This window comes from Xanthomonas sp. WHRI 6108, from assembly GCF_040202385.2.
In the GTDB taxonomy this organism is placed as follows: Bacteria; Pseudomonadota; Gammaproteobacteria; order Xanthomonadales; family Xanthomonadaceae; genus Xanthomonas; species Xanthomonas arboricola.
In genome coordinates, this window is record NZ_CP168198.1 from 2,996,423 (window position 1) to 3,011,392 (window position 14,970).

Annotated in this window: 8 protein-coding genes and 1 pseudogene; 5 read left to right on the top strand and 4 right to left on the bottom strand. The window is 63.1% G+C overall.

The genetic code is table 11. The features are described from left to right. Nucleotides 1–11 precede the first annotated feature (11 nt). On the top strand, nt 12–3,002 hold the full coding sequence (locus tag ABQ039_RS12605) for a TonB-dependent receptor domain-containing protein (protein WP_349778081.1): 2,991 nt from the start codon (nt 12–14) through the stop codon (nt 3,000–3,002). Between the two features lie 380 nt (nt 3,003–3,382). After that, complete coding sequence (locus ABQ039_RS12610; protein ID WP_179465526.1) at nt 3,383–6,487, top strand: TonB-dependent receptor plug domain-containing protein; 3,105 nt, start codon at nt 3,383–3,385, stop codon at nt 6,485–6,487. Nucleotides 6,488–6,585: 98 nt separating this feature from the next. Here ABQ039_RS12610 and ABQ039_RS12615 read toward each other — a convergent pair whose 3' ends face one another. Beyond that, nucleotides 6,586–8,181 (bottom strand): NAD(P)/FAD-dependent oxidoreductase, encoded by a 1,596-nt coding sequence (locus tag ABQ039_RS12615; protein WP_349778080.1) that lies wholly within the window; start codon nt 8,179–8,181, stop codon nt 6,586–6,588. Between the two features lie 339 nt (nt 8,182–8,520). Here ABQ039_RS12615 and ABQ039_RS12620 point away from each other — a divergent pair, with 339 nt between their 5' ends. The 3 genes from ABQ039_RS12620 to ABQ039_RS12630 all read left to right on the top strand — a co-directional run bounded on the left by ABQ039_RS12620 (nt 8,521) and on the right by ABQ039_RS12630 (nt 13,198). Then, nucleotides 8,521–10,623 carry a M13-type metalloendopeptidase gene (locus ABQ039_RS12620; RefSeq protein WP_349778096.1) on the top strand — a complete coding sequence of 701 codons (2,103 nt, stop codon included), beginning with the start codon at nt 8,521–8,523 and terminating at the stop codon, nt 10,621–10,623. A 106-nt stretch (nt 10,624–10,729) separates the two neighbouring features. After that, nucleotides 10,730–11,014, top strand: a complete 285-nt coding sequence (locus ABQ039_RS12625; protein ID WP_374057799.1) for a M13-type metalloendopeptidase — start codon at nt 10,730–10,732, stop codon at nt 11,012–11,014. A 171-nt stretch (nt 11,015–11,185) separates the two neighbouring features. Then, the gene (locus ABQ039_RS12630) at nt 11,186–13,198 is read left to right on the top strand and encodes a M13 family metallopeptidase (RefSeq protein WP_349778079.1); all 2,013 of its coding nucleotides are present in this window, start codon (nt 11,186–11,188) and stop codon (nt 13,196–13,198) included. Nucleotides 13,199–13,410: 212 nt separating this feature from the next. On the opposite strand, the pseudogene ABQ039_RS12635 reads toward ABQ039_RS12630, so the two are convergent. The 3 genes and pseudogenes from ABQ039_RS12635 to ABQ039_RS12645 form a co-directional block, all read right to left on the bottom strand. Beyond that, nucleotides 13,411–13,566: pseudogene (locus ABQ039_RS12635) on the bottom strand (DUF1751 domain-containing protein); the annotation flags it as partial. 138 nt (nt 13,567–13,704) lie between these two features. Beyond that, entirely contained in the window at nt 13,705–14,403 is a 699-nt protein-coding gene (locus ABQ039_RS12640) for a rhomboid family intramembrane serine protease (protein ID WP_054591556.1), read from the bottom strand. A 40-nt stretch (nt 14,404–14,443) separates the two neighbouring features. After that, a complete protein-coding gene (locus ABQ039_RS12645; protein WP_126965952.1) occupies nt 14,444–14,851 on the bottom strand; it encodes an MGMT family protein in 408 nt (135 codons plus the stop codon). Nucleotides 14,852–14,970 lie beyond the last annotated feature (119 nt).

Sequence of the window (14,970 nt, forward strand, 5' to 3'; positions counted from 1 at the left end):
TCTGCAAGCGCATGTCGAGTCGCCTTCTTCAACCCACCCAGCGTCATCGTCTGAGCACCGCGCTGTTTGCCGTGCTGGCCGCTTCTGCCGGCCATGCTGCCGCGCAGTCAGAAAACGGGGTCGCACCCGGCACCACCGATCTGGACAAGGTCACTGTCACCGGCTCGCGCATTGCGCGTACCGGCTTCGTCACGCCCTCGCCGGTCACCGCGATCAGTGCCGAGGAAATCCGCGCCACCGGCGCGACCACCATCAGCGACCTGATGGCGCGCATGCCGGCGCTGGCACCGAGCTACACGCTGGGCAATTCCACCCGCTTCATCGGTACCGCCGGGCTGGGCCTGCTCGACCTGCGCGGCATGGGCACCGACCGCACCCTGGTCCTGGTCAACGGCCGTCGCCACGTGGGTTCCAGCCCGGGCTCGACTGCGGTGGACGTCAACACGATTCCGGTGGAATGGGTGGAACGCGTCGAAGTCATCACCGGTGGTGCCTCGGCCGTCTACGGTGCCGACGCAGTCGCCGGCGTGGTCAACTTCATCCTCAAGAAGACCTTCACCGGATTCGAGACGCGCGCGCAGACCGGCCTGGCTGATGAGGGCAACTACAACCGCTCCTTCGCCAGCTTCTCGGCAGGCACCGACTTTGCGGACGGCCGCGGCAACATCGCGGTGTCGGGCGAATACAGCAAGCAGGACCGCTTCGGTCGCGGCAACCGCGCCATCGGCCGCGAGTACCTGGTGTCGGTTCCTAACCCTGGGTTCGATCCGAGCCAACCGCCGAGCGAGCGCAATCCGCAGAACGTGCTCAGCGGCCCGGGCGGCAATCATTCCACGTCCTACGGCGGCACCTTCAACCTGGGCACCTTCGATTTCCGCAACCCGGCCAGCTATGGCAACCGCTACCTGTTCAACCAGGACGGCAGCTTCCGCCGCAACCGCTACAACGGCACGGTGGTCAGCAACACCTCCTGCGTGGACTGCGATTTCGTCGATCTGAATGCGGTCGCCGACCTGCAGCCCGGCTTCGATCGCAAGAGCGTCAACACCATGATCAACTTCGAGGTCAGCGAGAACCATCGCCTGTTCTTCGAAGGCAAGTACAGCGAGACCGATTCGGAATTCTTCGGCCAGCCGGCCTTCGACAGCTCGCTGCGCGTGCGTCGCCAGAATCCGTATGTCAGCCCCGAACTCGGTGCGCTGATGGATTCGCGCGGTGTCACACAGATCCTGATGAACCGCTTCAATGTCGATGCCGGCCGTCGCGGCGAGAACATCGAACGCAAGACCTACCGCGCAGTGCTCGGTGCAGAAGGCAACTTCACCGACAACTGGAGCTACGACGTATCCGCCAACTACGGCAAGACCACGGTCGACCGGCTGAACCTCAACAACCGCATCAACGAGCGCTGGCAGGCCGGTATCGATGCCGCACGTGATGCCAGCGGCAACATCGTCTGCCGCACTACGCTGGATCCGAACGCGATCAATCCGCACACCAATCGCGTCTATTCGGCGCTGGCGCGCGAAGGCTGCGTGCCGTTCAGTGTGTTCGGCAACGGCGCGGTGACCCCGCAAGCAGCCGCATGGTTCAACACCACCGCGCGCTCGCAGGCCAAGATCCAGCAGACCGTGTTCAGCGCATCGGTGGCCAACAGCAACCTGCTGTCGCTGCCGGCCGGCGACATCGGATTTGCCGGTGGCGTGGAATACCGCAAGGAGCAGAGCGAGGAAATCACCGATCCGCTGGCGGCCTCGGGCGCGACCTTCCTCAACGCCATCCCCAACAGCGGTGGCGAATACACCGTCAAGGAAGTCTTCGTCGAGAGCACCATTCCGTTGCTTGCCGGCCTGCCGGGCGTGGACCGGTTGGCACTGGATGTGGCAGGACGCTATTCGGACTACGACAGCATCGGCTCGACCAAGACCTGGAACGTGGGCCTGGACTGGACCATCATCCCGTCGCTGCGTCTGCGCGGTACCGTGGCACAGGCAGTGCGTGCGCCCAGCATCGGGGAGCTGTACGACTCGCAGAGCGAAAACTTCGCGACCATCAACGACCCCTGCAACTACCTGCCGACCAACACCAACCGCCCGGGCACCGCGGGCGATGTGGCATTGCGCCAGGCCAACTGCAGTGCGCTGGGCGTGCCGGTGGGCTGGATCGATACCTTCACCTCCACCCGCCCGGGCGTGAGCGGCGGCAACCCGGAACTGAAGCCGGAGCGCGCGCGCAGCCTGTCCTATGGCCTGGTGTGGCAGCCGGAGTTCTTCGACGGCTTCGGCATGTCGATCGACTACTGGCGCATCGACCTGCAGGACGCGATCGGCACCGTGACCGCAGAGACCAATGCCACGCGCTGCGTGGACAATCCAGGCGGCCTCAACAACAGCTTCTGCGGCTTCGTGCAGCGCGCCCCGCTAGGTGGATTCACCGACCCGCAGGGCCGCATCTACCCCGAGCACAGCATCATCGGCTGGCAGGCGCTCAACGAGAACCTGTCACGCTCGCGGCGTGTGGGCGTGGATCTGGAAATGGACTACCGCTTCCAGCTCGGCGAAGGCAACACCGTGCTGCGCCTTGTCGGTACGCGCCTGATCCAGTCGCGCGAATGGGTGTTCCAGGACTTCCCGGCAGAGTACGACGAGTACGTGACCTACGTGACCGATCCGCGCTGGCGCGCCCAGTTCCAGACCAAGTACAACTGGAACGAGTGGCGCGCCTCGTGGGACATGAACTATGTGGACGGCAACCTGCGCGTGACGCCGGAAAGCTACAACAGCAATCCGGGCTCGGCCAGTCCGATCAAGAACGGCTCGTACACCTACCATAACTTCCAGTTCGGCTATCAGTTCCCCGGCTCGAAGATCGACGTCTACCTCGGCATCGACAACGCCTTCGACAAGGATCCGCCGCGCAACTACTTCGGCTCGGACTTCACCTCCGCGCTGTACGACAACATCGGCCGGTTCTTCTACCTGGGTACGACTGTCAGGTTCTGAGCGCTGTTGACGATGCATCGAAAAGACCCCGTTCGACGGGGTCTTTTTTTGACTTCATGTTTCATATGAAACCAGTAACTCCGGACACGACACTCTCAAGATGAACGCGGCGCCATGTAGCGTCCGGTTAGTCGGCGCAATGTCATGCCGCATCGCACGCACTGACAAAAATGAATACTCGTGCCGCACACGTCCGCGATTGTTCGCATGCCCTGCAATTTGTGCGCAGATCCGCATATTTGATGCGGATCTCGCCCTTTTCATTAACCAATCATTCAAACCGCTTGCGACCCAGACCACACATTCATTACGTTCGGGTTAAGGCCATCTGACTCTCCGGTGACCGCCACTTCTCCCGATACCCAGCTGAAAGGTTAGGAATGAGCAATCAAATTCGTCGCCATGCCCTCAAGCGCACCGCTCTGGCTGTTGTGCTCGGCGCCTGTCTCGCCAATGGCGCGGTCTACGCACAAAGCACCACCGGCAGCATCTACGGTAGCGCTCCCTCGGAAGCCGGCAGCACCATCGTCGTTCAAAGCGACACCGGTCTCAGCCGGACGATCACCATCGACGCCAACGGCCGTTACAACCTCGGCTCGTTGCCGGTGGGCGCTTACACCGTCACCCTGAAGCGTGGCGATCAAGTCGTCGACACCCGCAAGAACGTGCAGCTGCGCGTGGGATCCGGCACCGAGGTGTCGTTTGCTGGCGCAGCTGCCAGCGGCAGCACCGATGCAACCACGCTCGGCGCGATCACGGTCACTGCCGCCAATGCACCGAAGATCGACGTCAGCTCCACCAGCTCGCGATCGGTGATCACGTCCGAACAGCTGGCAACCCTGCCGCTGGGACGCAGTGCAGAAGCGATTGCGCTGCTTGCTCCCGGTGCTGTCTCGGGTGCCGGCGCATTCAACAACGGTTCGCGCTCCGTCGTGTCTTTCGGCGGCTCGGGCGTTACCGAAAACGCGTATTACATCAACGGCTTCAACGTCAGCAATCCGCTGAGCAACCTGGGCGGCGTCAGCCTGCCCTATGGCGCCATCGACCAGCAGGAAACCTATACCGGCGGCTATAGCGCCAAGTACGGCCGCTCCACAGGCGGCGTGATCAACCAGCTCGGCAAGCGCGGCACCAATGAATGGCATTTTGGTGCTCAAGCAGTATGGGAGCCAAAATCACTTAGCAGTTCACGTGGCGATGTATGGTTTCCAAGCAATACACTGAACCCTAACCCTCGTTACCGTTACGAAGATCCTGAGCTCCCGGGCACGATCTATCGCAGCAGCAAGGACGATGTCCAGAGCCGCACAGTCTATAGCGCATATGCGGGTGGCCCGCTTATCGAAGACCGCCTGTTCGTGTTTGTCGCCGGCGAAACGGACAAGACCGACGGTGCTGCGACCAACACCTCGGTTGCTGCAACGAACCAGGGCCGCAATCATTATGAATACAGCTCGCCCAAATTTTATGGAAAGCTGGACTGGAACATCAACGACAGCAATATCGTTGAATACACTCGAATCGAGAATACGGATCGCAGATCGGGTTATTATAGCGGCTATGATTACGATACCCGCTCTGATACCGGCCCATCGGGTCTCTATGCCGATACGTACAAACTGAAAGACACGTACGACATCTTCAAGTATACCGGCTACATTACAGACGACCTGACACTAAACGCGACGTGGGGCAGAAGCACGCAACACAATCAGCAATTTAATCCATTGATCTCTTCGCTCCCATTCATTGCCGGATTAAATCTGCAGAATCCTGCCATTACGGGCGGAACGCCAGTTTCCAATGCACAGGCAACCAATCGCTCGAAGGCAGAGGATCCGATCAACAAGACCCGTAATCTTCGTCTTGAGCTGAACTACCGGTTGGGCGACCATGACTTGACCGCAGGCGTGGACAACATGTACTTCAACGCCTATGACGAAGGCGTTCGTACAACAGGCCCTGGCTATCAGTGGATCTATGGCCGCGCGGTAGACGAAGTTAGCCCTGTCCGTGGCACGCTAGGTGTTGGCGCCACCGGTCCGGGCACCAATGGTTACTATGCGCAGCAGCGCATTTTCACCACAACTACAAGCATGGCTGTTGAGCAGAAAGCCTATTACCTAGAAGACCGCTGGCAGGTCAACGACAAATGGCTGCTGACGCTGGGCATCCGCAATGACAAGTTCACCAACTTCAATAGCGACCATGTTGCCTATGTAGACAGCGGTGATCAGTGGGCGCCGCGCATTGGTGCAAGCTGGGACGTTTTCGGCGATTCATCACTGAAGGTCTTTGCAAATCTCGGGCGCTATTATCTTGCACTGCCTAATCAGGTCGCTATCCGCGGAGCATCGGCGTCGACCTATACTGATGAGTATTTCGCATACACCGGTATCGATTCAAATGGAGAGCCAACTGGTCTACGCCCAATCGGGCCTGGCCCGGTGTCTAGCAATGGTGAGTACGGCCAGGCCCCGGATCCGAATGCCTTTGCGCCAACCGATTTGAAGTCCCAGTACCAGGATGAATTCATCTTGGGCTTCGAGAAGACGTTGGGTGAAAGCTGGAACTCGGGTGCAAAGGTCACGTATCGCAAGCTGCAGGCCGCCATCGACGACGTCTGTGATACCGGCCGTATGGCTGACAAGATCGATGCTAGCGGTGGCGATTCCAGTTCGGTGGCCATTCCCGGCTGCGTGATGTTCAATCCTGGCAAGACCAATACGTACAACCTGCCTAATTCGGATGGATCCGGATACACGCAGGTCGCCATGTCGCAGTCGGACTGGGGATTTACCGACAAGGCCAAGCGCAGCTATGTATCGGTTGATCTGTTTGTGGAACATCCCTTCGATGAAAAGTGGTACGGCCGCGTCGATTACACCTGGTCGCACAGCTATGGCAATACCGAAGGTCAGGTGAAGTCCGACCTCGGCCAGGCCGACGTGTCCAAGACGCAGGATTGGGACTCGGCCGAACTGATGTACTACGCCGGTGGCAGCCTGGCTAACGATCGGCGTCACCAGCTCAAGGCGTTCGGGGCATATCAGATCAATCCGGAATGGATGGCGTCAGCAACACTACGGGTCATGTCCGGCACGCCTATTTCCTGCCTTGGCTTCTATGGCGGGCCGGATGCTGCAGAGGTCGACTACGATCCGATTGGCTACGGATCGTCCTACCACTACTGCGGCGGGCAGCCGTCCAGTCCAGGTGATGCAGGTAGGACGCCCTGGTTGAAGAATCTTGACCTGGGACTTACTTACCGGCCCACCTTCGCCGATCACAAGCTTGCCTTTAGCGTCCAGGTATTCAATGTTCTAAACGATCGGGCGGCTACTCGCGTGGATGGCGTGTACGAAGGTGATTCGCCGTTTGTTGTCTCCAATACCTACGGTATTGGCGTTTACGATGCTGCTCGGCAGAACTTCAACTACAACCCGCCACGCTATGTCCGCCTGACCGCCTCTTACGATTTCTGATGCGGCAAGACGACCGGAGACGTCACGACGTCTTCGGCGCGTCATCAGCACTTGCTCCAGGCCCCGGTTCGTCCGGGGCTTTTTTTATGCGGCCTGCCTCAGCCGTGAAGAATCACCCGCGCTGCATTATGCCCAGGCGCTCCGGTCACTCCGCCACCGGGGTGCGTGCCGGACCCGCATAGATACAGCCCGGCAATCGCGCCGCGATAGGCGCCCTGCCCCAGCATCGGGCGTGCGCTGAAAAGTTGATTGAGGCTGAGGGCGCCGTGGAAGATGTCGCCGCCGGTCAGCCCGAAGATGCGTTCCAGATCGAGCGGGCTGAGGATCTGCCGGCCCAGTACCGAGGCCGCGAATCCGGGAGCGTAGCGCTCGACCGTCGCGATCATCAGATCGGCCACCTCCTTGCGATGATCGTCCCAATGCCGGCCATCCGGCAGCTGCGGTGCCACGTGCTGGCAGAACAGGCTGGCCACGTGTTGACCGGGCGGTGCCAGCGTGTCGTCCAGCGTGCTGGGAATCAGCAACTCGACCACCGGTTCGCGTGACCATCCCGAAGCGCGCGCGTCCTGCCAGGCACGGTCCATGTAATCCAGGCTGGGCGCCAGGATGATGCCGGCAGTCAGATGATCGCCCGTGCCCGGCAAGGCGGTGAAATCCGGCAGCCGCGAGAGAGCGACATTCATGCGGAAGGTGCCCGATCCGCAACGGTAATGCGCCATGCGTTCGCGTGTCGCCGCGGGGACATCGTCCGGCTGCATCAAGCGCTGATACAGCAGCTTCGGATTGACATTGGCCACCACTGCACGCGCACGCAGCGTCTCTCCTTGAACGGTGATGACACCGACCGCACGCCCCTGCTCCACCAGCACGCGCGCCACTGCGCAGCCGGTGCGAATCGTCACGCCAGAGTCGCGCGCACTGGCGGCCATCGCCTGGGTGATCGCGCCCATGCCGCCGATGGCGTGCCCCCAGGCGCCTTTGACGCCATTGCTTTGCCCGAACACGTGATGCAGCAACACGTAGGCGGTGCCCGGCGTGTAGGGGCTGGCGTAATTGCCGACGATGCCGTCGAAACCGAATAGCGCCTTGATCAGTGCGCTTTCGAACCAGCGATCCAGATACTCGGCGGCCGAAATCGTGAACAGGTCGAGCAGCTCCTGCCGCAACGCGAGCGGTAGCTCCTGCAGCTGCAGCCCCAGCTTGCCCGCGCGCCATAGCTGCGGCAACGCGCGCAGCCATCCACCATCGCTGACATCCGGCGGTGGCTGCAATGCCAGCGCACGCAGGACATCGGCCAGTTGCTCCAGGCGCGCTTCATAGGCGGGCAATGCAGCGGCATCGCGCGCGGAGAACTTGCCGACTTCCATAGCCGTGCGCCCCGCACCGGCCAGCAGGTACTCGCCAGTCGGCAATGGCAGAAAGTTGTTGATGCGGCGCGCCACCACGCGCAGACCATGTCGCTCCAGGTCAAGATCGGCGATGACCTTGGGTTGCAGCAACGACACCGTGTACGCCGCCACCGAGTTGCGAAACCCCGGATGGAATTCTTCGGTGACCGCTGCGCCGCCGACGACGTCGCGCGCTTCCAGCACCACTACCCGCTTGCCGGCTTTGGCCAGGTAGGCGGCGCAGACCAGGCCATTATGGCCAGCGCCGATGATCAGGGCATCCAACGGTTCGAAGGCGGTAGGCATGCGCTTGTATATAGCACTGCTTGCACAGCAGGAGCATTCAGGTACTCGCCCCTCTCGACCGCCGCCCGCGCAACGACACAGACTGCCGGACCAGGTAAGCACAGCCTCAAGCCACAGCGCACGGGATGCGAAAACACCGGGCCGCCACTGCGCTGGTGCCCTGCGCAGGACTGCCGCCCATCCGGACACCGTCGGGCCGGTTCACCTACACATGCCGCACCCATGACCTTCGACACCATGCCATCCGGCTGGCGAGGCGTAGAGTGCCGGCCACAGCCCCGGCGACGGGGCTTCCCACATCTGCTCCTGGAGCCCTTTGTGATTCGTACACCTCATTTGTTGACCCTGTCCCTGGCCGTGGCCGCCGCGCTGAGCGGTTGCAAGAAATCCGAAGACGCCGCGCCGTCCGCGCCCGCGGCCGACACCGCCGCAACCACCCCGGCGGCTCCCAAGACGCTGACCCTGGACCAGAGCAAGCTGCCGGCCGTGAACCAGTTCACCGCCGCCGACCTGGATACCAACGGCAACGCCTGCACGGATTTGAATGCGTACGCCAACGCCAAGTTCCTGGCCGCCAACCCGGTGCCGAGCGATCGCACCAGCTGGGGAGCGTTCGAGATGCTCGACGAGCGTTCCAATGCGATCCAGCAGCAACTAGTCGAACAGGCCGCGGCCGACACCAGCGCCACCGGCGTGGAAAAGATCGTCGGCGACCTGTGGTCCACCGGCATGGACGAGGCCAAGATCAACGCCCAGGGCATCGAGCCGCTGAAGCCGGAACTGGCCGCGATCGACGCCATCAACGACCAGGCCAAGCTGGTCGACTATCTGCGCAGCAGCGCCGCCAAGGGCAACAACGAGCTCTTCAGCTTCGGCGCCGAGGCCGACTTCAAGAAATCCAGCCAGAACATCGCCTATGCCATGCAGGGCGGCCTGGGTCTGCCGGATCCGGAGTACTACACCAGCGCCGCCAACAAGGCCAAGCTGGAGGCCTACCAGGCGCACGTGGCCAAGGTGCTGGAACTGTCCGGCGTGGCCGCGGCCGATGCCGCCGCGCAGGCCAAGCAGGTGGTCGCGTTCGAGACACGTCTGGCCAAGGTCTCCAAGACCAGCACCCAGATGTCGCGCGATGCCTCGCTGGCCTACAACCCGATCTCGCCGGCCGATGCCGACAAGCTGACCCCCAACTGGTCGTGGACCGAGTTCTTCAAGTCGCAGGGCGTGGCCACGCCGGAGATGTTCTCGCTGGCGATCCCGGCCTTCCACCAGGAAGTGAGCAAGATGATCGCCGACACCGATCCGGCGATCTGGCGCGCCTACCTGCGCTTCCACACCGTCGATGGTGCCTCGCCGTTCCTCAGCCAGCCGTTCGTCGATGAGAACTTCGCGTTCTATAACCAGACCCTGCGCGGGCAGAAGCAGATCAAGCCACGCTGGAAGCGTGTGCTGGCGACCATCAATGGCCAGACCGGCGAAGCGCTGGGGCAGATGTACGTCAAGGTTGCCTTCCCGGCCGACTCCAAGGCCAAGATGGAAACCCTGGTGACCAACCTGCGCACCGCGCTGAAGGCCCGCATCGAAAAGCTGGACTGGATGAGCCCGGAGACCAAGACCAAGGCGATCGCCAAATGGGAAAGCTTCACGCCCAAGATCGGCTACCCGGAAAAGTGGCGCGAGTGGAACGGCTTGAACACCAGTCGCGACAGCTACCTGGGCAACGTGATGGCTGCGTCCGAGTACAACTACAAATGGAACCTGTCCAAGATCGGCAAGCCGGTGGACAAGACCGAATGGGGCATGAGCCCGCAGACGGTCAACGCCTACTACAACCCGTTGCAGAACGAGATCGTGTTCCCGGCCGCGATCCTGCAGCCGCCGTTCTTCGACCCGAATGCGCCGGAGGAAATGAACTACGGCGGCATCGGTGCGGTGATCGGGCATGAGATGACCCACGGCTACGACGACCAGGGCAGCCGCTTCGGTGCCGATGGCAACTTCATCGCCGATCCGGGTTGGTGGACGCAGAAGGATCTGGACGCCTTCAAGGCACGCACCGGCAAGCTGGTCGCGCAGTTCGACGGCTATCGCACCCCGGCCGGCGACAAGGTCAAGGGCGACCTGACCCTGGGCGAAAACATCGCCGACCTGGGCGGCCTCAACACCGCCTACGACGCGATGAAGACCGCCACCGCCGGCAAGGACGACCCCAAGACCGACGGCATCACCCGTGACCAGCGCTTCTTCCTCAACTGGGCAACAGTGTGGCGCCGCAACTTCACTCCGGAAGAACTGGTGGTGCGCCTGAAGACCGATCCGCATGCCCCGGCCAACTTCCGCGCCATCGGCGCGCCGTCGAACATGCCGGCGTTTGCCGCCGCGTTCTCGTGCAGGGCCGGCGATGCGATGGTGCGACAGGGCGATCAGCAGGTCGTGATCTGGTAATTGCGCAAGCGCGGTAGTTCGGGCGGGCGGCGATCGAAAGATCGTCGCCCGTTTTTTTTTCCTTCGGTTTTTCTGTTGCGTCCGCGGGGAAATCACGGCCGGCCACATGCATCGCCATCGCCGTCACTGCATCCAGCCCCACCCCGAACACGCCCTGACGATCAATGGGTGTTGCCCGGAACGACGCTTCTTCCTGGGCTGTGCGCGCAACTGGCGCGAACAGATCCGCGAGCAGCAGCAACTGGTCTATCTGGCCCCGGGCCCGCATGCGCCCGGCAGCCTGCGTGCCACTGCCGTCCCTTCGAACATGCCGTCCTTCGCACAGGCTTTCGCATGCAAGGCAGGTGCTCCGATGGTGCGTGCCGAAAAAGACCGCGTGGTGATCTGTTAGGCGGCTGCAAGCGCTTTCAGCTCGATCGCAACATGCACAGGCCCGCGCTTGCGGGCCTGTCGCATTCATGCAAGCGGCCGGCACCGAAGACCGGCAGTAGCTCGCGCCCGCCTGTACGGGGCGCAGCCTTGCTAAACTCCGCCGACTTCAATCTGGCCACCCTTCTTCTCGATGCCCACCATTCGTCCGCTTGCCCTCGCTCTTGGCTTCAGCCTGATCACGCTGCTGTCCGCCCCCGACGCCGACGCCGCTCGCAAGAAGAAGGCCGCTCCCAAGGCCCCGGCCGTGTCGGCGGCCTGCACCGATTTCTACGATTACGCCAATGCCGGTTGGCTCAAGGCCAACCCGGTGCCGCAGGCCGGCGCCGTCACCGCGCTGGGCCAGCTGTCCGAGCGCGCACTTCAGCAGCAGCGCGAGTTGCTGGATGCGTCGATGAAGGCGCCGCAGGGCAACGTGCAGAAATTGCTCGGCGACTTCTGGGCCAGCGGCCTGGACGAGGCCTCCGTCGAGAAGGACGGCTCCAATCCCATCGCCCCCTTGCTGTCGCGCATCGACGCGATCAAGAAGGCCAAGGATGTGCCCGCTTCCATCGCAGCATTGCATCAGGTCGGTATTCCGGTCGGCTTCAATTTCGGCCCTGACGTGGACCTGAAGGCGCTGGATCGCCACATCGGGTATTTCATGCAGGGCGGCATGGGCCTGCCGGACCCGGCGTTTTACACCCGCACCGACGCCGACACCCAGGCGCTGATGGGCCGCTACCGCGCCTACGTCAAGCAGATCCTGGCGCTGACCGGCACCCCGGCCGATAGGCTCGATGCCGATGCCGCTTCGGTGCTGCAGATCGAGACCGCGCTGGCGCGCAGTGCGCAGTCGGTGCAGGGCATCAACAACCCGTTCAACAACTACGCCCCGATCGCCACCAAGGAGCTGACCAAGCAGTACAAGAATCTGCGCCTGGCCGACTTCCTGGAAGCGCAGGGCGTCAAGGACGACCTGGTGTCGATGGCCGACCCGGCTATGTTCAAGCAGCTCGACAGCATGATCGTCAGCATCAAGCCAGACCAGTGGAAGGCCTATCTGCGCTGGCGCGTGGGCGATGCGATGGCGCCGTACCTGTCCAAGAGCTTCCACGATGCCGAGTACCAGTTCCGCGGCCGTCTGCTGCGTGGCGATGCGCTGCCGCCGCAGCGCTGGCAGCAGGTGCTGGACGCGATTAATATCGCCGCCGGCCCGATGCTCGGCCGCGAATACGTGGCGCGTTACCTGAGCAGCGACACGCGCCGCCAGGCCGAAGCGATCGCCAACCAGGTACGCGACGCGCAGCTGGCCGCGCTGGAGCGCACCGGCTGGGGCAACGGTGAAGTGATCGCCGAAGCCAAGGCCAAGCTGGCGGCGATGAAGATCGAAGTCGGCGCACCGCGTCGCGATCTGGATTACACCGTGCAGCCGATGGGCCGCGGCAGCTTCGGCGGCAACATGCTGATCGCCTCGACCTGGCGTCACCGTGAGGAGATGAAGCGCATCGGCAAGGGCAACGCCGACCGTCGCTGGGACGTGTTGCCGCAACAGCCGGCAGTGGCCTACGACATCGCACAGAACCGCCTGATCATCACCGCCGCCGTGCTGCAGTCGCCGGTGCTCACCGCCGGCAGCACCCCGGCCGCGCAGTACGGCGCTTACGGCGCGCTGGTCGCCCACGAAATGACCCGTGCCATCGACGCCAAGGGCTCGCTGGTGGATGCCAAGGGCGAGTTGCGCAGCTGGTGGACGCCGGCCGAGAAGAGCAGCTGGACCATGCTGACCGGCAAGGTGGCCAGCCAGTTTGGTGCCTATCCGTATCCGGGCGTGCCCAACGTCAAGGTCAACGGTGCGCAGACCGCCGAAGAAAACCTGGCCGACCTGGCCGGCGTGGAACTGGCCTGGCAGGCCTTCAGCAAGGCACAGCCAGCGGCCACCGAGGCCGACAAGCAGGCGTTCTTCACCGCCTGGGCCGGTTTGTGGGCCCAGCAGCTGTCGCCGAACGAAGCGGTGCAGCGTGCCAGCGCCGACATCCGGGCGCCGGGCCAGTGGCGCACCAACGGCCCGCTGTCCAACCTGCCGGAGTTCGGTGCGGCATTCAGCTGCAAGGCCGGCCAGCCGATGCAGCGCGTGGATGCCGAGCAATTGAAGATCTGGCGCTGAGTCGAGCGCCAGGAAGTCACTGGCAATCAACACGCAGTGGCAGTCAATAAAAAAGAGCGCGGACTCCGCGCTCTTTTTTTGTGCCTGGCATTTAGTCCATCCCAACACTTGGTAGGAGCGGCCCCGGCCGCGATGAAGCCTTACCGGTAACGCCCTATCGCGGCCAGGGCCGCTCCTACGGATCAGTGTGGATCCGCCTCTCCGCGACTACCTCAACGCACCACGCGCAGCGGCGGCTTGCGCCCCTTGCCACCACCCTTCCTGCCGCCGCTGCCGCCAAACGGCGACTGCCCGCGCCAATAACGGATCATCAGCCAGCCGAACAGCATGCCGCCCAGATGCGCAAAATGGGCCACGCCCGGCTGCCAGTCATCCATCCGTTGCTTGCCTGACAACGCACGCTTGGTAGGAGCGGCCCCGGCCGCGATGAAGCCTTACCGGTAACGCCCCATCGCGGCCATGGCCGCTCCTACGGATCAGCGTGGATCTGCCACGCCGCGACTACCTCAACGCACCACACGCAGCGGCGGCTTGCGCCCCTTGCCACCACCCTTCCCGCCGCCGCTGCCGCCAAACGGCGACTGCCCGCGCCAGTAACGGATCATCAGCCAGCCGAACAGCATGCCGCCCAGATGCGCAAAGTGGGCCACGCCCGGCTGCCAGCCGGTCGCACCCAGGAATAGTTCAATTGCACCGAACACGATCACGAAGGTGCGCGCCTTCATCGGGATCGGCGGAAACAGCAGCATCACCCGCTGATTGGGGAACAGCATGCCGTAGGCCAGCAACAGACCGAACACCCCGCCCGACGCCCCCACCACCGGCGCCCCGCTCTGGGTGAACCAGGCCATCAGCAACTGGCACACGCCGGCACCGGCTACGCACACCAGGTAATAGGTCAGAAAGCGCTTCTGCCCCCAGGTCTGCTCCAGCGCCGCGCCGAACATGAAAAGCGCCAGCATGTTGAAGAACAGATGGTTGAAACCGCCATGCAGGAACGCATAGGTCAACAACTGCCATGGCATGAAGCTGGCGCCGGGCGAGAACGCATCGAAGCCATTGGAAATCGGCCATAGCATCAACGAGGACAGCGCCGCATCGGAGGGCAGCACGCCGGCGCCCAGGTCGCCCAGTGCCCATTGCAGCAGGAACAAGCCAATATTGGCGATCAACAACGCTTTGGTGACGGGCGGCAGTTGGGGCATGACGGCATCCTTCGGAATGCCAACCATCATAACGGCAGGCTTATGAAGGTCCCCACACGGCGGCATCCAACCGCTGCGCGGCGCTGGCACGGCGCACCCGGCCCTGCTCGACCACCACGCCTTCGGCACGCAGCCGCCGGCATTGCTCACGGTAGCCGGACGAGCCTTCCGGCAACGCGATCCGGCCATCGCTGCGCAGCACCCGGTGCCACGGCAGCTGCGGATCATCATTGCCGCTGAGCACGCGCGCCACCAGCCGCGCCCGCCCGGGCAGGCCGGCGCGTAGTGCGACCTCGCCATAGCCGGCAACCTGGCCGGAAGGTAATGCCCGAATCGCCGCAAGAATGCGCAGCCGCGCCTGTTCGCCGGAGAGCGGCTCGGCGTTGGAGGCGGCACGCGCAGATGGATTGGCGGATCGACGCGTCGTTGGTTTGCGGGGCTTGGACATCGCGCAAGGATGCCAGCTATGGGATTGAAATCCCTCTTCCGTCCGAGCGAGGAGGCAGTGTTTGCGCGCGGGGCTGCCGCAAGTTGTGGCACGCAGGGGCCGACGCGAGTCCCTGCATC